The 16,509-nt window shown below is 65.1% G+C and carries 17 protein-coding genes; 11 read left to right on the top strand and 6 right to left on the bottom strand.

The window, feature by feature from the left end:
• Positions 1–8: 8 nt before the first annotated feature.
• Together thpR and GB927_RS22660 are read right to left on the bottom strand one after the other, a co-directional pair.
• Complete coding sequence (gene thpR / locus GB927_RS22665; RefSeq protein ID WP_256119491.1) at positions 9–587, bottom strand: RNA 2',3'-cyclic phosphodiesterase; 579 nt, start codon at positions 585–587, stop codon at positions 9–11.
• A gap of 81 nt (positions 588–668) precedes the next feature.
• The gene (locus GB927_RS22660; protein WP_256119490.1) at positions 669–1,313 is read right to left on the bottom strand and encodes an arylesterase; all 645 of its coding nucleotides are present in this window, start codon (positions 1,311–1,313) and stop codon (positions 669–671) included.
• Between the two features lie 60 nt (positions 1,314–1,373).
• On the opposite strand from GB927_RS22660, the gene GB927_RS22655 reads away from it, so the two are divergent.
• From GB927_RS22655 to ispG, 6 genes are all read left to right on the top strand, one after another.
• Complete coding sequence (locus GB927_RS22655) at positions 1,374–2,090, top strand: ABC transporter ATP-binding protein (protein WP_256119489.1); 717 nt, start codon at positions 1,374–1,376, stop codon at positions 2,088–2,090.
• The gene (locus GB927_RS22650; protein WP_256119488.1) at positions 2,087–4,639 is read left to right on the top strand and encodes an ABC transporter permease; all 2,553 of its coding nucleotides are present in this window, start codon (positions 2,087–2,089) and stop codon (positions 4,637–4,639) included. Before GB927_RS22655 ends, GB927_RS22650 begins: the two co-directional genes overlap by 4 nt.
• A gap of 192 nt (positions 4,640–4,831) precedes the next feature.
• Entirely contained in the window at positions 4,832–5,575 is a 744-nt protein-coding gene (locus GB927_RS22645) for a Bax inhibitor-1/YccA family protein (RefSeq protein ID WP_256119487.1), read from the top strand.
• A 147-nt stretch (positions 5,576–5,722) separates the two neighbouring features.
• Positions 5,723–6,493: a DeoR/GlpR family DNA-binding transcription regulator gene (locus GB927_RS22640; RefSeq protein WP_256119486.1), complete on the top strand. Its 771-nt coding sequence runs from the start codon at positions 5,723–5,725 to the stop codon at positions 6,491–6,493.
• 36 nt (positions 6,494–6,529) lie between these two features.
• Positions 6,530–7,723: an MFS transporter gene (locus GB927_RS22635; RefSeq protein ID WP_256119485.1), complete on the top strand. Its 1,194-nt coding sequence runs from the start codon at positions 6,530–6,532 to the stop codon at positions 7,721–7,723.
• A 141-nt stretch (positions 7,724–7,864) separates the two neighbouring features.
• Positions 7,865–9,118 carry a flavodoxin-dependent (E)-4-hydroxy-3-methylbut-2-enyl-diphosphate synthase gene (gene ispG, locus GB927_RS22630; protein WP_256119484.1) on the top strand — a complete coding sequence of 418 codons (1,254 nt, stop codon included), beginning with the start codon at positions 7,865–7,867 and terminating at the stop codon, positions 9,116–9,118.
• Here ispG and GB927_RS22625 read toward each other — a convergent pair whose 3' ends face one another.
• The 3 genes from GB927_RS22625 to GB927_RS22615 all read right to left on the bottom strand — a co-directional run bounded on the left by GB927_RS22625 (position 9,119) and on the right by GB927_RS22615 (position 11,852).
• A complete protein-coding gene (locus GB927_RS22625; RefSeq protein ID WP_256119483.1) occupies positions 9,119–9,763 on the bottom strand; it encodes a LysE family translocator in 645 nt (214 codons plus the stop codon).
• A gap of 111 nt (positions 9,764–9,874) precedes the next feature.
• Positions 9,875–10,930, bottom strand: a complete 1,056-nt coding sequence (gene hisC, locus GB927_RS22620; RefSeq protein WP_256119482.1) for a histidinol-phosphate transaminase — start codon at positions 10,928–10,930, stop codon at positions 9,875–9,877.
• 4 nt (positions 10,931–10,934) lie between these two features.
• The gene (locus tag GB927_RS22615) at positions 10,935–11,852 is read right to left on the bottom strand and encodes a polyprenyl synthetase family protein (RefSeq protein ID WP_256119481.1); all 918 of its coding nucleotides are present in this window, start codon (positions 11,850–11,852) and stop codon (positions 10,935–10,937) included.
• 135 nt (positions 11,853–11,987) lie between these two features.
• On the opposite strand from GB927_RS22615, the gene mtgA reads away from it, so the two are divergent.
• The 4 genes from mtgA to GB927_RS22595 all read left to right on the top strand — a co-directional run bounded on the left by mtgA (position 11,988) and on the right by GB927_RS22595 (position 14,374).
• Positions 11,988–12,743: a monofunctional biosynthetic peptidoglycan transglycosylase gene (gene mtgA, locus GB927_RS22610; RefSeq protein ID WP_439626551.1), complete on the top strand. Its 756-nt coding sequence runs from the start codon at positions 11,988–11,990 to the stop codon at positions 12,741–12,743.
• Positions 12,744–12,819: 76 nt separating this feature from the next.
• The gene (locus GB927_RS22605; RefSeq protein ID WP_256119479.1) at positions 12,820–13,467 is read left to right on the top strand and encodes a glutathione S-transferase family protein; all 648 of its coding nucleotides are present in this window, start codon (positions 12,820–12,822) and stop codon (positions 13,465–13,467) included.
• Between the two features lie 147 nt (positions 13,468–13,614).
• Positions 13,615–13,800 (top strand): 50S ribosomal protein L32, encoded by a 186-nt coding sequence (rpmF, locus tag GB927_RS22600; RefSeq protein ID WP_024271259.1) that lies wholly within the window; start codon positions 13,615–13,617, stop codon positions 13,798–13,800.
• 166 nt (positions 13,801–13,966) lie between these two features.
• Positions 13,967–14,374, top strand: a complete 408-nt coding sequence (locus tag GB927_RS22595) for a hypothetical protein (protein ID WP_256119478.1) — start codon at positions 13,967–13,969, stop codon at positions 14,372–14,374.
• Positions 14,375–14,411: 37 nt separating this feature from the next.
• Here the strand turns inward: GB927_RS22595 and phaR are convergent, their stop codons facing one another.
• The gene (gene phaR / locus GB927_RS22590; protein ID WP_256119477.1) at positions 14,412–14,990 is read right to left on the bottom strand and encodes a polyhydroxyalkanoate synthesis repressor PhaR; all 579 of its coding nucleotides are present in this window, start codon (positions 14,988–14,990) and stop codon (positions 14,412–14,414) included.
• A gap of 292 nt (positions 14,991–15,282) precedes the next feature.
• Between phaR and GB927_RS22585 the strand changes: the two genes are divergently transcribed.
• Positions 15,283–16,464: an acetyl-CoA C-acetyltransferase gene (locus tag GB927_RS22585; RefSeq protein ID WP_256119476.1), complete on the top strand. Its 1,182-nt coding sequence runs from the start codon at positions 15,283–15,285 to the stop codon at positions 16,462–16,464.
• Positions 16,465–16,509: the final 45 nt, after the last annotated feature.

Here is a 16,509-nt window from a genome sequence, read left to right as displayed (position 1 = left end):
TTAGGCAATCACAGATGGTCGTGCAGTTCCGCCCCATCCCAATTCCCGCCCGATTCGTACAGCGGGAAGATTTCTTCCGTGAGGTAAGGCCCGCCGCCGACGGATTCCTTGGAGGACATCAGCACGAAGCGGTTCACGGTGAAGGCGCTGGTGTGGAAGTTGCCGCGGCCGGTGAGGTAGTGGGCGACCTCTTCGGGGCGGGAGTTTCGCAGGCGCGCGAGCGTGACGTGCGGCGTGAACTTGCGCGGATCGGCAGGCAGGCCGAGGCGCTGGCAGATGCGCTCGATTTCCCCCTGGAGGGCGTACATTTCCGGTGCCTGTGTGACGCCGGCGAAGACCGAATGGGGCTTCTTCGAGCCGAAGGAGCCGATGCCGGAAAGCGCAAGCTGGAATTCCGGGCGCTCGATGCGGTCGAGCCTGTCGACCACCTCATCGGCGGTGCGGCCGTCGATATCGCCGATGAAACGCAGGGTTATGTGGAAGTTCTCGACGTCTATCCAGCGGGCTCCGGGAAGGCCGCCTCTCAGAAGCGAGAGGCTCATGGCCGCGTTGCGCGGCACTTCGAGGGCTACGAAAAGTCTCGGCATGCGACTTCTCCCTACTGGAATGTGACATCAGCGAATCACGCAACCGTTTTTTGCGCAACCCTTATTTCGCACCCGCGAAAACTACTCCCCTGCCGTGATGGATTTAAGGAAAGTCTCCGCTGTCGGAAGCATCGTCTGGACCATGACGTCCACGCCCTCGGTATTGGGATGCATGCCGTCTTCCAATTGCAGGTTCGCCTTGGTCACGACCCCGTCGAGGAAGAACGGATAGAGCGTCGCGCCATGTTTTTGCGCCAGCCGCTGGTAGATGCCGTTGAAGCGCTCGCCATATTCGGGACCCATGTTCGGCGGCGCCATCATGCCGGCGAGCAGCACCGCGATGCCGCGCTCCTTGAGGCGGGTCAGCATGGCGTCGAGGTTCTTTTCCGTCTCTTCCGGCGCAATGCCGCGCAGCGCATCATTTGCGCCGAGTTCGAGAATGACGCCCCTGGTGCCGTCGGGGATCGACCAGTCGAGCCGGGCGAGCCCGCCCGAGCTGGTGTCGCCGGAGACGCCGGCATTGGCGATCTCGACCTCGTAGCCCTTTTCGCGCAGCGCCGCCTGCAGCTTCACCGGAAAGGCGTCCGCGGCGGGGAGCTGGTAGCCGGCCATCAGGCTGTCGCCGAAACCCACGAGCTTGACCGGCTCGGCCCGCGCGGCGCCCGCGGATAACAAAGCTGTGATCGCAAGCGCGGCGAAAAATCCGAGAGTCGCTTTAAACGCCATATTGGTGTTCCTAGATTGCTGGCATTCCAGTTGTTAGAAGAACATATAGGGCAGAATTCCTTGGCCAAAACCATCATCGATCTCAAAAATGCCGATCTCACCCTCGGCCGGGCGGCCGCCTCCGTCCATGTGCTGAAGGGAATCGGCCTTGCCATCGATGCAGGTGAATCGGTCGGCATCGTCGGCCCGTCCGGTTCCGGCAAGTCGACATTGCTGATGGTGCTCGCCGGTCTCGAACGGCTGGACGGCGGCGAGATCCATATCGATGGCGCCCCCCTGCACCGGATGAACGAGGACCAGGTGGCCGATTTCCGCGGCCGCAATATCGGCATCGTCTTCCAGTCCTTCCACCTCATTCCCAACATGACGGCGCTGGAAAACGTCGCGGTGCCGCTGGAACTCGCCAATGTGCGCGATGCGTTCGAGATTGCCCGGCAGGAATTGACGGCGGTGGGGCTCGGCGAGCGCCTGTCGCACTATCCCGGCCAGCTTTCCGGCGGCGAGCAGCAGCGCGTGGCGATCGCCCGTGCGCTCGCCCCCTCGCCAAAACTGCTGATCGCCGACGAGCCGACCGGCAATCTCGACACCGAGACCGGCCGGCAGATCGCCGACCTGCTGTTCTCCAAACAGGCCGAGCGCGGCATGACGCTGCTGCTGGTGACGCATGATCCGTCGCTCGCCGCCCGCTGCGGCCGCCAGGTCGCCATGCGCTCCGGCGAGATCGTGTCCGGCGCCGCACCCGCCCGCGCAGCCGTTGCCGCGGCGGTGCCGGCATGAGGATCGGCAAGGTCCTCCGGCAGGTCCCGCTGGCGCTGCGGCTGGCGACGCGTGAAATGCGCGGCGGTCTCAAGGGTTTCTACATCTTCCTCGCCTGCATCGCGCTCGGAACGGCGGCGATCGCCGGCGTCAATTCGGTATCGAGCGCCATCACCCAGGCGATCGCCTCGCAGGGGCAGAGCCTGCTTGCCGGCGACGTGCGCTTCGAATTCAACAATCGCTTCGCCGCGCCGGAAGAGCTGAAACACTTTCAGGGGCTTGGCGACGTCTCGCTGTCATCGGCACTGCGCTCCATGGCGCGCCTGCCGGATGGCTCCGACCAGACGCTGGTCGAGGCGAAGGGCGTCGATGGCGCCTATCCGCTCTACGGCACGCTGGAAACCAGCCCGCAGCAGCCATCCTCCGCGCTCTTTGCCAAGGAGGGCGAGGCCTATGGCGCCGTGGTGGCGCCCCTGCTGCTCGACCGGCTCGGCATCGCCGTCGGCGACGAGATTTTGCTCGGCACGGCGCGGCTGAAGGTGACGGCGACGCTGGTGCGCGAGCCCGATGCCGTCTCGGAAGGTTTTGGTTTCGCGCCGCGCCTGATGCTGTCCGAAGAGGCCTTGCAGGCGAGCGGCCTGGTGCAGACCGGCAGCCTCGTCGAAAACGCCTATCGCGTGCGGCTTGCCGATGCCGATCTGTCCCTCGCGAAGGTCCGGACGGACGCCAACAAGGCCTTCCCGACGGCGGGTTGGTCGATCCGTACTTCGAACAGTGCGGCCCCATCGCTCACCGCCAACATCACCCGTTTCTCGCAGTTCCTGACGCTCGTCGGCCTGACGGCGCTGATCGTCGGCGGCGTCGGCGTGGCGAATGCGGTGCGCGCCTATCTCGATTCCAAGCGTTCGGTCATCGCGACCTTCAAGTGCCTCGGCGCGCCAGCCTCGCTGGTGGCGCTGGTCTATCTCATGCAGATCGCGCTGATCGCCCTGGTCGGCATCCTGATCGGCCTTGTCGCAGGCGCCTTGATGCCGATGGTGGCGATGCAGTTCCTCGAAGGCGTGCTGCCGGTGCCGGCGGAGGCGACGCTTTATCCTTCGGCGCTGTTGCTCGCCGCCGTCTTCGGCCTGCTGACGGCGCTCGCCTTCGCGATCATGCCGCTCGGCCACGCCCGCGAAGTGCCGGCGACGGCGCTGTTCCGCGAGCAGGGTTTCGAGGCCGGCCGCCTGCCGAGCTGGCCCTATGTGCTGGGCGCGGCCGTTTTCCTCGTGGCACTCGCGGGGCTGGCGATCTTCACGGCTTACGACCGTTATATCGCGGTCGTCTTCCTCGGCGCGATCGCCTTCGCCTTCGTCGTACTGCGTCTCGTCGCCATGTTGATCACCGACCTGGCGAAACGCAGCCCGCGGGTCAATTCGCCGGCCTTACGGCTCGCGGTCGGCAATATCCATCGACCGGGGGCGCTCACGTCCTCCGTCGTGCTATCGCTCGGCCTCGGCCTGGCGCTGCTCGTCACGCTGACGCTGATCGACGGCAACCTGCGCCGCGAACTCACCGGCAACCTGCCGGAGCGGGCGCCGAACTTCTTCTTCGTCGACATCCAGGGCACCGAGCTCGACGGGTTCCGCGACGTGCTCAAGGCGAACATGCCGGATGGCAAGATCGTCGAAGTGCCGATGCTGCGCGGCCGCGTCATGGAGCTGAACGGCGTCGACGTGGCGAAGGTCAAGGTGCCGCCGGAAGGTCAATGGGTGCTGCGCGGCGACCGCGGCATCACCTATGCCAAGCGCACGCCCGAAAATTCGACGCTGTCGGAGGGGCAATGGTGGGCGGAGGATTATTCCGGCGAGCCGCTCGTCTCCTTCGCAGCCGAGGAGGGCCGCGAACTCGGCCTCAAGATCGGCGACAAGATCACCGTCAACGTGCTCGGCCGCAACATCACGGCGCGCATCGCCAATTTCCGCAATGTCGAGTGGGAATCGCTGTCGATCAACTTCGTCATGGTCTTCTCGCCGAACACCTTTGCCGGCGCGCCGCATGCGTGGCTGGCGACGATGATCGATCCGGGCGCCACCGCCGAACAGGAATCCGCAACGCTGAAGGCGGTCACCAACGCCTTCCCGACCATCACCAGCGTGCGCGTCAAGGATGCGCTCGACGTGGTCAACGAGCTGGTCGGCCAGCTCGCGACGGCGATCCGGGCGGCCGCGGCCGTGGCGCTCATCGCCTCGATCCTCGTGCTTGCCGGCGCGCTTGCGGCCGGCAACCGGGCGCGCGTGCACGATGCCGTGGTGCTGAAGACGCTGGGCGCCACGCGCGCGACGCTGATCCGCGCCTTCAGCTACGAATATCTGATGCTGGGGCTTGCCACCGCGGTCTTCGCCCTCTTTGCAGGCGGGGTGGCGGCCTGGTTCGTCGTGAGCCGCATCATGACGCTGCCGTCGAGCTTCCTGCCGGATGTCGCCGTCATGACGGTGGTGACCGCGCTGGTGATGACCGTCGGCATCGGCCTTGCCGGCACCTGGCGCATTCTGGGACAGAAGGCGGCACCGGTCCTGCGCGAACTTTGACGCTGGCAGGACCCGCGCTCCCGTTGGGGTCGCGGGTCTTGTGCGAGACACAATTCATGCTCATATTTACCACAGGCAAGCTGGAGCCCCGCAGCGGTTGCCTGGACCCCGGAAGCGCGCCCCGAACGATCGGAGCGAATAACCGTGAGACCGACACCGTATAGGACATGGGGCTTGAACCAAGAGGACAACATGGCTGATCTCCGCAACTACCAGACCCGAACGGCGAATGCCGGTGCCCAGGCCGGCGCCGTCATCGACCAGGGCCTGCGCACCTATATGCTCCGGGTCTACAACCTGATGGCGCTGGGTCTCGCGATCACCGGCCTCGTGGCGTTCGGCGCCTCGCAGGCAGCCTTCGCCGATGGCCAGCTGACTGCCTTCGGCCAGGCGATCTATGTGAGCCCGCTGAAGTGGGTCGTGATGCTGGCGCCGCTCGCGCTGGTGTTCTTCCTGAGCTTCCGCATCCACACGATGAGCGTCAGCGCCGCGCAGACGACCTTCTGGATCTATGCCGGCCTGATGGGCCTGTCGCTGTCGTCGATCTTCCTGATCTACACCGGCGCCAGCATCGCGCAGACCTTCTTCGTCTCCGCAGCCGCTTTCGGCGCACTGTCGCTGTTCGGCTACACGACGAAGCGGGACCTTTCCGCGATGGGCTCGTTCCTGATCATGGGCCTGTTCGGCCTGATCATCGCCTCGCTCGTCAACCTGTTCCTGCAGTCGTCCGCGCTCGACTTCGCGATCTCCGCGATCGGCGTGCTGGTCTTCGCCGGCCTCACGGCCTGGGATACCCAGAAGATCAAGGAAATGTACTTTGACGCTGACGATGACGTCGTGGCCGGCCGCAAGGCCATCATGGGTGCGCTGACACTCTACCTCGACTTCATCAACCTCTTCCTGTTCCTGCTGCGCTTCCTGGGCAACCGCGAATAAAGCAGGCTGGATAAGCTGATCGACAAAACCCCGCCGGAAACGGCGGGGTTTTTGTTTGTGCCGGTCATCAAACGTGAACGCCTCTTTCTTGAATGTCTTGCCGAGTTGTGCGCATTGTCACGCAATCATGCATGATTTGGACGGATGATGTCAGGACAGGAACTACTCCTCGGGGAACGGCAGGACCTCATCCGCACGCGGCTCGACCTTTCGGGGCGGGTGATCGCGGCGGAGCTGGCGCTGGAGCTCGGCGTGTCGGAAGATACGATCCGGCGGGACCTGCGCGAGATGGCCGCGTCCGGCCTCTGCCGCCGCGTCTATGGCGGGGCGCTGCGCATTTCCCAGTCGCTGACCTCGATGAGCGAGCGCATCGGGATTGCGGGCGACAGCAAGGCCGCGCTGGCGCGCACCGCCGCCGGGCTCCTTCCCGCGGGATCGAATGTTTTCCTCGACGCCGGCAGCACCAATCTCGCCCTCGCGCGTGCGCTGCCCGCCGGGGCCGCCCTGACGGTCGCCACCAATGCGCCGGCCATCGCCGCCGCCCTCCTCGAACGCGACATCCCCACCATCCAGCTCGGCGGCCTGGTCGATCCGCGCGTCGGCGGTGTCGTCGGCGCCAAGGCGATGCGTGACGCCGAGGCGCTGCGGCCGGACATCCTCGTTCTGGGCGTCTGCGGCATCGAGCGGGAGGCGGGTGTCACCTGCCATTCGTTCGAGGATGCCGAGTTCAAGCGCTTCCTCGCCTCGCGCAGCAGAACGGTGATGATCTCCGTCACGAACGACAAGCTTTCCACCGCAGCCCCCTATTCGGTCGTGCCGCTGTCGCGGGTGGCGCGCGCCATCATCGAGGCGGATGCGGACGAGACGGAGGCCGCAGCCTTTGCCGCGGCCGGCATCGACATCATACGGGCCGGCTGAGCGCCGCCCACCCAGCTTCCCTGAAATGGAATTCCCATGACGACGCCCGAAAGTGCCCTCCAGGGCAAATCCTTCGCCAAGACCTATTTCCCGCCCGTGCGGCTCGCCGTTTCCGGCCTTTTCCTCTTGAACGGCACCTTTGCCGGTGCCTGGGCGACGAAGATTCCGGAATTCGCCACCCGCCTGGGGCTCTCCGAATCCGGGCTCGGCCTGATGATCATGTTCTTCGGCATCGGCTCGCTCGTCCTGATGCCGATCGCCGGCTTCCTGATCGCCCATTTCGGCACGACGCGCACCGTGAAGGGCGCGACGATCCTGTTTCTCTCGACCATGCTGCTGCTCTCGATCGCCCCGAACATCCCCGTCGGCGCTGTCGCCATTTTCTTCTTCGGCGGGCTGATGGGGGCGATGGACGTGGCGATGAACGGCAACGCCGTGGAGGTCGAGAAGTCGATGCGGCGCGCCATCATGTCGTCCTGCCACGCCTTCTGGAGCCTCGGCGCCTTCATCGGCGCGGCGACCGGCGGTTTCCTCATCGAGGCGCTCGGCGTCATGGGGCATGCGGGCCTGCTCACCGTGATCGGCGCCGCGGCCCTTCTCGTCATCTGGCCGTTCGTGCTGCACGATGCGCCGCATCCGAACGACGAGCGCCAGAAGGTGCGCCTGCCGACGACGCTTCTGCCCTGGCTGATCGGCCTGATGGCACTGTTTTCCATGGTGCCGGAAGGTGCGATCCTCGATTGGGGCGCGCTCTACATGCGCGACGAGCTCGGCGCGACGCTGGGGCTCTCCGGCTTCGCCTTCGGTGCCTTCTCGCTGACCATGGCCGTCATGCGTTTTGCCGGCGACCATGTGCGCGATCGTTTTGGCGCGGTGAAGACCCTGCGCTTCTGCACGATCATGGCGATGATCGGCATGGTCATCGCCGGCACGGCGCCGAATGCCTATGTGGCGATGGCGGGCTTTGCGATCTGCGGCGTCGGCATTTCCAACATGGTGCCGATCGCCTTTTCTGCCGCCGGCAACCTGCCGGGCTTCGCTCAGGGCGTGGCGCTCTCCGTCGCGACGGTGATGGGCTATTCCGGTTCGCTTTTCGCGCCCTCCGTCATCGGCTTCATCGCCGAGCATACGAGTTTTGCGATCATCTTCGCCATGATGCCGGTGCTGTTCATCGTCGTGCTGCTGCTCGCGCACCATGCGGTGCATGCGGATGTGCGCGATCATCGCTGAGGCCGGGAGGGCGCGGGGCGATCAAATCGTCGCGCGTCCCGGCCCTGACGGTTGACAAGGCCCGTTTCCTGATCCACCTGAGGGCAAAGGCCGCGCGTTCCCAAGCCGATCGCGGCCACGTTTCGAGCAAGAGGCTCTCCCATGTCCTTTTCCTTCGATTTTGAACCGAAGCCGCGGCGCCAGTCCGTCGGCGTCGATGTCGGCGGCGTGCTCGTCGGCGGCGGCGCGCCGGTCGTCGTGCAGTCGATGACCAACACCGATACGGCCGATATCGACGGTACGGTGGCCCAGGTGGCGGCGCTGCATCGCGCCGGTTCGGAGATCGTGCGCATCACCGTCGACCGCGACGAGAGTGCGGCCGCAGTGCCGAAAATCCGCGAGCGCCTGTTGCGCCTCGGCCTGGACGTGCCGCTCGTCGGCGATTTTCACTATATCGGCCACAAGCTGCTGGCCGACCATCCGGCCTGCGCGGAGGCGCTGGCGAAGTACCGCATCAATCCCGGCAATGTCGGCTTCAAGGACAAGAAGGACCGGCAGTTCGGTGCGATCGTCGAGACGGCGATCCGCTATGACAAGCCGGTGCGCATCGGCGTCAACTGGGGATCGCTCGACCAGGAACTGCTGACCCGGCTGATGGACGACAACCAGGCGAAGGGCTTTCCGCTGACCGCCCAGCAGGTCATGCGCGAGGCGATCTGCCAATCGGCGCTGCTTTCGGCGGAGCTTGCCGAGGAGATCGGCCTGGCGCGCGACCACATTATCCTGTCGGCCAAGGTTTCCAACGTGCAGGACCTCATCGCCGTCTATGCGATGCTCTCTTCGCGCTCCGACCATGCGCTGCATCTCGGCCTCACGGAGGCCGGCATGGGCACCAAGGGCGTGGTCGCCTCGTCGGCCTCGCTCGCCATCCTCATGCAGCAAGGCATCGGCGATACGATCCGCATCTCGCTGACGCCGGAGCCCGGCGGCGATCGTACGCGTGAAGTGCAGGTGGCGCAGGAATTGCTGCAGGTCATGGGCTTCCGCCAGTTCCTGCCGGTCGTCGCCGCCTGTCCGGGTTGCGGGCGCACCACGTCGACGGTGTTCCAGGAACTCGCCCAGAAGATCCAGGACGACATCCGCAAGAACATGCCGGTCTGGCGGGAAAAATATCCGGGCGTCGAGGGCCTCAAGGTCGCGGTCATGGGCTGCATCGTCAACGGCCCGGGCGAGAGCAAACATGCCGATATCGGCATCTCGCTGCCCGGCACCGGCGAACTGCCGATCGCGCCCGTCTATGTCGACGGCAAGAAGGCGATGACGCTGCGCGGCACCAACATCGCCGGCGACTTCGAGACGCTCGTCGGCGACTACATCGAGAAGCGCTACGGGCAGGGGCAGGCCGCGGCTGAATAATCAGAGCCGAGTCGTCAGTAGCTTGAAGCCGGCGAAGGCGAAGAAGGCGGCCATGATGCCTTCGATGGCGCGGCGCGACTTCAGGTAGGCCCGGTGCACGGGGCCGAGCGAGAAGACCAGCGCGAAGCCGAGGAAGACGGCGATCCCGATCACCATGCAGCCGGCGATGAAGCTCGCCAGAACGCCGCCCGGCGCGCCCGGCGGCATGCCGAGCGACGTCAGCATGATCCAGTTGAAGATCGCCTTCGGATTGGTGATGTGGATGCCGAGGCCCTTGAGGTATTGTCGGCGCGGCGACAGGGCCGGAAGCGCCGCCATCTGCGCGCGATAGACTTCCTCGCTCCTGCGCGCGGCGCGAAACGCGTTCCAGGCGAGCCAGAGCAGGTAACAGCCGCCGACGACCTTCAGCACGATGAGCGCCTGCCCATAGGTGCGGATCAGTGCGGAAAGGCCGGAGACCGTCAGGATCGCCCAGACATAGGAGCCCGTCAGCACGCCGGAAGCGAGCGCCAGCCCCGCCCGCCGGCCCTGGCTGATCGAGGTCGCGATGATGGCAATGATCGCCGGCCCCGGCGAGGCCGTGGCGATGAAATAGGCCGTCCAGGCGACGGCGAGTTGGGGAAGATAGGGCGTGAGATCGGTCATGGTTCACCGGTGGATTTCGATGGACGATAACCGATCGTCTTTAGCTCTCCAAGCCGCGGAATTGCACCACATGACCCCCTCATCCGGTAAGGAAGAGGGGTTTTCGCGGGCTTAGACGATTTCCTCGACCGCGGCGATCAGGCGGTCGCATTCCTCCGGCGTGCCGATGGTGATGCGCAGGAAATCCGAGATGCGGGGCTTGGCGAAGTGGCGCACCAGCACGGCGCGCTCGCGCAGGCCCTTGGCGAGCGCTTCGCCGCTGTGGGCCGGGTGGCGGGCGAAGACGAAGTTTGCCTGCGACGGCAGGACCTCGAAGCCGCGCTGGCGCAGGGCGCCGCTGACGCGTTCGCGCGTTTCGATGACCTTGCCCCGCGTCTCGTCGAACCATGCGCGGTCGTCGATGGCGGCAGCGGCGCCGGCCTGGGCGATGCGGTCGAGCGGATAGGAGTTGAAACTGTCCTTGACCCGTTCCAGCGCGTCGATCAGCGGGCGCTGGCCGATGGCGTAGCCGACGCGGAGACCCGCGAGCGAGCGCGATTTCGACAGCGTGTGCACGACGAGCAGGTTGTCGTATTTTTTCGTCAGCGGGATCGCGCTTTCGCCGCCGAAGTCGATATAGGCCTCGTCGACCACCACGGGCTGGTCGGGGTGTTCGGCCACCAGCTTCTCGATGGCCGCGAGCGGCAGCCCGATGCCGGTGGGGGCGTTGGGGTTCGGCAGGACGATGGCGCCGCAGGGGCGGTCGTAGTCGGCAAGGTCGATGGTGAAATCGTCCTTCAGCGGGATTTCCACGGCCTCGATGCCGAACAGGCGGCAATAGGTCGGATAGAAGCTGTAGGTGATATCCGGATAGAGCAGCGGCTTCTCATGCTTGAGCAGCGCCACGAAGGCATGCGCCAGCACCTCGTCCGAGCCGTTGCCGACGAAGACCTGGTCCGCGTCGACACCGTAGAAGCGGGCGATCGACTGGCGCAGCGCCAGCGCGGACGGGTCCGGATAGAGCTTCAGGCTGTCGGCCACGGCGGCCTGCATGGCGGCAATCGCCTTGGGCGAGGGGCCGTAGGGGTTTTCGTTGGTGTTGAGCTTGGTGAGGTTTTGAATGCGCGGCTGCTCGCCTGCGACATAGGGCTTGAGCGTGGCGACGATCGGCGACCAGAATTTGCTCATGAGGTCAATTCCTGCGATTTGCGATGAAATGGGCGGTTTCGATCAGGATGTCGGCCCGATGGCTGAACGGCGCAAGCAGCGCCTCGGCCTCCGTTACAAGCTCGCGAAGACGGTTTTCCGCCCAGGCCTGGCCGCGGCGCGACACGAGCGTCGCCTTGCCGCGCTCGGCATCCTTGCCGGTCGCCTTGCCCATGGTCTGCGCATCGGCGGTGAGGTCGAGGAGATCGTCGGCGATCTGGAAGGCGAGGCCGACTGTTTCGCCGTAGCGGCGCAGTGTCAGCCGGTCGCGGTCCGGGGCGCCGGCGATGATTGCGCCGGCCTCGCAGGCAAAGCGCAGCAGCGCGCCGGTCTTCATCGCCTGGAGCGTGACGATGCCGTCCTCGTCCGGTGCCACCGTCTCCGCCGCAAGATCGAGCGCTTGGCCACCGGCCATGCCGCCGATGCCGGCGGCACGCGCCAGCGCAAGCACCAGAGCGGTCTTGGTGGCATCGGGCAGGCGGGTTTCGGGGGCCGCGACGATATCGAAGGCGAGCGTCAGCAGGCTGTCGCCGGCAAGGATGGCGGCGGCCTCGTCGAAGGCGACGTGCACAGTCGGCTGTCCGCGGCGCAGGTCGTCGTCGTCCATGGCGGGCAGGTCGTCATGCACGAGCGAATAACAGTGGATGCATTCGAGCGCCGCACCGATGCGCAGCGCCGTCTCGCGCTCGACATTCGCAAAGAGGGCGGCGGTCTCGATGACCAGGAAGGGGCGCAGGCGCTTGCCGCCGTTGAGGACAGCATGGCGCATGGCGGCGAGCAGGCGTTCCGGCCGCGCGATCTCGTCCGTCTGCACGGCGCCGGAGAGCAGCGCCGCCAGCAGCGCCTCCACCGCTTCGGCATTGGTTCTGAGGTGCGACTGGAATTCCTGGTAACGTTCGCTCATCGCCGCTCTTTGGCATGGGCTCCCGGTCGACGCAACGGCAATGCCCGGGGTGCTTCAAAGAATCGCGGCGCGCACTGGTTTTTGGCGAGCCGGGACGGTATGAAGGCGCAACGACGGAAGGACGGACGCCGGCTCTTGGACATCGTACCGGAAACACGCGCAGACACGGTCAATACGGAGGCGGAAGCCGGTGAGAGGGACGGTTGGATGAGCCGGCTGCGCCGGAACTGGCGACGTATCGTCCTTGCCGTGCTGGCCTTCATTGCGCTGCCCTATGTGCTGATCCTGCTTTACACGATCGAATTCGTCCGCCCTGTCTCGACGCTGATGCTGCGCGATCTGGCGCTCCTGCGCGGCTATGACCGGCAATGGGTGGAGTTCGACGCGATCTCGCCCAATCTGGTGCAGGCGGTCATGATGTCCGAGGACGGGCAGTTCTGCCGTCATGGCGGCGTCGACTGGGGCGAGATGCGTGCGGTCGTCAACGAGGCGCTGGCCGGCGAACAGACCCGCGGCGCCAGCACCATCCCGATGCAGACGGCAAAGAACCTGTTTCTCTGGAACGGCCGCTCGTTCCTGCGCAAGGCGATGGAACTGCCGCTGGCGGTCGCCGCGGATTTCATCTGGAGCAAGCGGCGGCTGATGGAGATCTATCTCAACATCGCCGAATGGGGGCCGGGCATCTACGGCATCGAGGCGGCGGCGCAGCATCATTTCAACGTGCCGGCCGCAAAACTCTCGCGCCGGCAGGCGGCGCTGCTGGCGGTTTCGTTGCCAAACCCTTACGAGCGCAATGCCGGTAAACCGGGGCGCGGCCTGCAACGGCTTGCGCGTTTGATCGAGCGGCGCGCCACCCGCTCCGGCGAATATATCAAGTGCCTTTATGAGTGACTTCAGGCCTTTTCATTGGCGCTTGCCTGCCTGAATGCTTACGGTCCGCCGCACCTGAACGGAGTGCCACAAGACCATGTCCGACCTCGTCCTCTATCTCGGCAACAAGAACTATTCCTCCTGGTCCTTCCGGCCGTGGATCGCCATGGAAGCGGCGGGCATCGCCTTCACGGATCATGTGATCCCCTTCGATTATCCCGCCGGCAATCCCGAATTCAAGCCGATCTCGCCGACGGGCCGCGTGCCGGTGCTGCACCACGGCGACGTGCGGGTGTGGGAATCGCTGGCGATCATCGAATATGTCGCCGAACTCTTTCCCGAGGCCGGGATCTGGCCGAAGGACCGCGCGGCGCGAGCCGAGGCGCGGTCGATCTCGATGGAAATGCTTTCCGGTTTTCGCGCGCTGCGCGGCGCCTGCCCGATGAACATCCGCCGCACGCCGGCGGAAATCGACCTGCCCGAGGGCGTCATGGACGACGTTGCGCGCATCGAGACGATCTGGAAGGGGCTTCTGGCGCGCTCCGGCGGGCCGTTCCTGTTCGGCGATTTTTCCGCGGCGGATGCGATGTATGCGCCGGTCGTCAATCGCTTCGAAATCTATCGCCTGACAGCGGACGAAACGGTACAGGGCTACATGGCGCGCATGAAGGCGCACCCCGCCTGGCAGAAGTGGCAGGCGGCGGCACTGGCCGAACCGTGGATCGTGCCGGAAGACGAAGCCTGAGCGAGAGAATCGAAAAAATCAGGCCGGGGTCTGGTCAAGCAGGGTTTTGCTGTGTATAAGCCGGCCCAATTTCCGAGATAAAGACATGTCCCTGTCGCCCGTCCGGTGGCCTGAGGATGTGTTTGCCCGATAAGTGGAGTTAGTGAAATGGCTGTACCGAAAAGAAAAACGAGCCCGTCCAAGCGCGGTATGCGCCGTTCCGCAGACGCTCTGAAGGGTTCGACCTACGTCGAAGACAAGAACTCGGGCGAACTGCGCCGTCCGCACCACATCGACCTGAAGACCGGCATGTACCGCGGTCGCCAGGTTCTGACGCCGAAGGAAAGCGCATAATCTGCGTTTTCGGCATCAGCTGAGATCAGGGGCCGGCTCGTCCGGCCTTTTTCTTTTCGGGCATTTGCTCCGTTCCGTCCCGCACGACATTTTCTTGTGCCGAAACTTCGGCTAAGAGGGCCGGAAGGCTTGCTCGTCAGGGAGCGGCCAGAGGAGAGCGTCGCCTATGCTTTTTGCCATCCCGCTGCTGATCATTCCGTTCGCCCTCTATAACGTCGCCATGGCTGGCCTGTTCGGCGGGGGCGGTGTCGCCGTGCTCGAAAGCGAGGTGCTGGCGGTCAATATGCTGTCCGGCACGACCTGGACGATGGCCTTCGGCGATCTGCTCATCTTCATCGCGCTGGTGCTGCTCTTCGTGGAAATCCTGAAGGCTACGCGGCCGGGCTCGCGCGCACTGCTCGATCACATGCTGTCGATGGTGCTGTTCGTGGTTTTCCTCGTCGAGTTCCTGCTGGTGCAGGGGGCTGCGACGCAGATCTTCTTCATCCTGATGACGATCACCTTCATCGATGTCATCGCAGGCTTTGCCGTGTCGATCCGCACGGCCGGCCGGGACGTCTCGATCGGGCTTTGACGCGGCGCGGGGCAACCCCGCGCCAGCCCGTTTTTTCTTAGCTTAGATTGTCGAGCTTCGTCTGGAGCGCGCGCAGCTGTTCCTTCAGTTCGTCGAGATCCTTGGGCTCGGCCTTGCGGGTCTCCTTTGCCGGCGCGGCATTGGCGAAGGGCGAGAACATCTTCATCGCCTGCTGGAACAGCTCCGTGTTGCGCCGCGTCGTCTCCTCGATCAGCGCCATCGGCACCTGCAGGTTCTTGCCGAGCGGGGTATCGCCGAAGGTCTTGTTGATCTGCTCGCGCATCTGCGACTGCTGATCGGTGAAGGCCTGCATGGAGTGCTCGAGATAGCTCGGCACCACCATCTGCATCTGGTCGCCGTAATAGGAGATGAGCTGGCGCAGGAACGAGATCGGCAGGAGCGTGTTGCCGGTCTTCGATTCCTGCTCGAAGATGATCTGCGTCAGCACGGAATGGGTGATGTCGTCGCCGGACTTCGCATCCTGCACGGTGAATTCCTCGCCCTTCTTCACCATGACCGCGAGATCGTCGAGCGTCACATAGGTGCTCGTGCCGGTGTTGTAGAGGCGGCGGTTCGCATATTTCTTGATGACGATCTGACCGTCGTTGCGGGCCATTAGGGTCTCCTCATCCCCGTGTTCCTGTTTCTTTTTTGATCCTGTCGAGTATCCGCAAAAAGTCGCGACCTGACAATCGAATTGTGCGATGCGGCGAGGAATGCTGCGCAACATGGATTTTTATGCTGCGCGTCGCTTTGATGAAATTTTAGCGGCGCCGGATATCCCGTTTGACTCTCCCCTCCCGCTTTGCCAGTTTTGATACCGGGAGAACCGCCGGGCTCGCGTCGTTCGCGCGTTGAGCCCGGTTCCAAGGCCGACCACCGGTCGATAGAACTGAGGACGTACCACCATGAGCACCCCATCCATCGTCATCGCCAGCGCCGCCCGCACCGCGGTCGGGTCCTTCAACGGCTCCTTCGCCAATACGCCTGCCCACGAACTCGGGGCGACGGTCGTTTCGGCAGTTCTGGAGCGCGCGGGCGTGGCGGCTGGCGAAGTGAACGAGGTGATCCTCGGCCAGGTGCTGCAGGCCGGCGAAGGCCAGAATCCGGCCCGCCAGGCCGCCATGAAGGCCGGCATTCCGCAGGAAGCGACCGCCTGGACCATGAACCAGCTCTGCGGTTCGGGGCTTCGCGCCGTCGCGCTCGGCATGCAGCAGATCGCGACGGGCGACGCCAGCATTATCGTCGCCGGCGGGATGGAATCCATGTCGATGGCGCCGCACTGCGCGCATCTGCGCGGCGGCGTGAAGATGGGCGATTTCAAGATGATCGACACGATGATCAAGGACGGCCTGACCGACGCCTTCTACGGCTACCACATGGGCATCACCGCCGAGAACGTCGCCAAGCAGTGGCAGCTTTCGCGCGAGGAGCAGGACGTCTTCGCCGTCGGCTCGCAGAACAAGGCCGAGGCCGCCCAGAAGGAAGGCCGCTTCAAGGACGAGATCGTTCCCTTCATCGTCAAGGGCCGCAAGGGCGACGTGTCGGTCGATTCCGACGAATATATCCGCCATGGCGCGACGCTCGATTCGATGGGCAAGCTGCGCCCCGCCTTCGACAAGGAAGGCACCGTGACCGCCGCCAACGCCTCCGGCCTCAATGACGGCGCCGCCGCAGCCCTTCTGATGTCCGAAGCCGAAGCCTCGCGCCGTGGCATCCAGCCGCTCGCCCGCATCGTTTCCTGGGCGACCGCCGGCGTCGATCCGAAGATCATGGGCACCGGCCCCATCCCGGCATCCCGCAAGGCGCTGGAGCGCGCCGGCTGGAAGATCGGCGACGTCGACCTCGTCGAGGCCAACGAAGCCTTCGCCGCCCAGGCCTGCGCCGTCAACAAGGACCTCGGCTGGGATCCCTCGATCGTCAACGTCAACGGCGGTGCGATCGCCATCGGCCACCCGATCGGCGCGTCGGGCGCCCGCATCCTCAACACGCTGCTGTTCGAGATGAAGCGCCGCGGCGCCTCGAAGGGTCTTGCCACGCTGTGCATCGGCGGCGGCATGGGCGTGGCGATGTGCGTAGAGAGCATGTAAGCATCAGCTTACAATCTGCTTTGCCATGACCCGCCGCCTGCACGG

The sequence above is a fragment of the Shinella lacus genome, from assembly GCF_010994755.1.
GTDB classification, from domain to species: domain Bacteria; phylum Pseudomonadota; class Alphaproteobacteria; order Rhizobiales; family Rhizobiaceae; genus Shinella; species Shinella lacus.
Note: the sequence above shows the minus strand (reverse complement) of the source record. Positions and strands in the feature narration are given on the sequence as shown.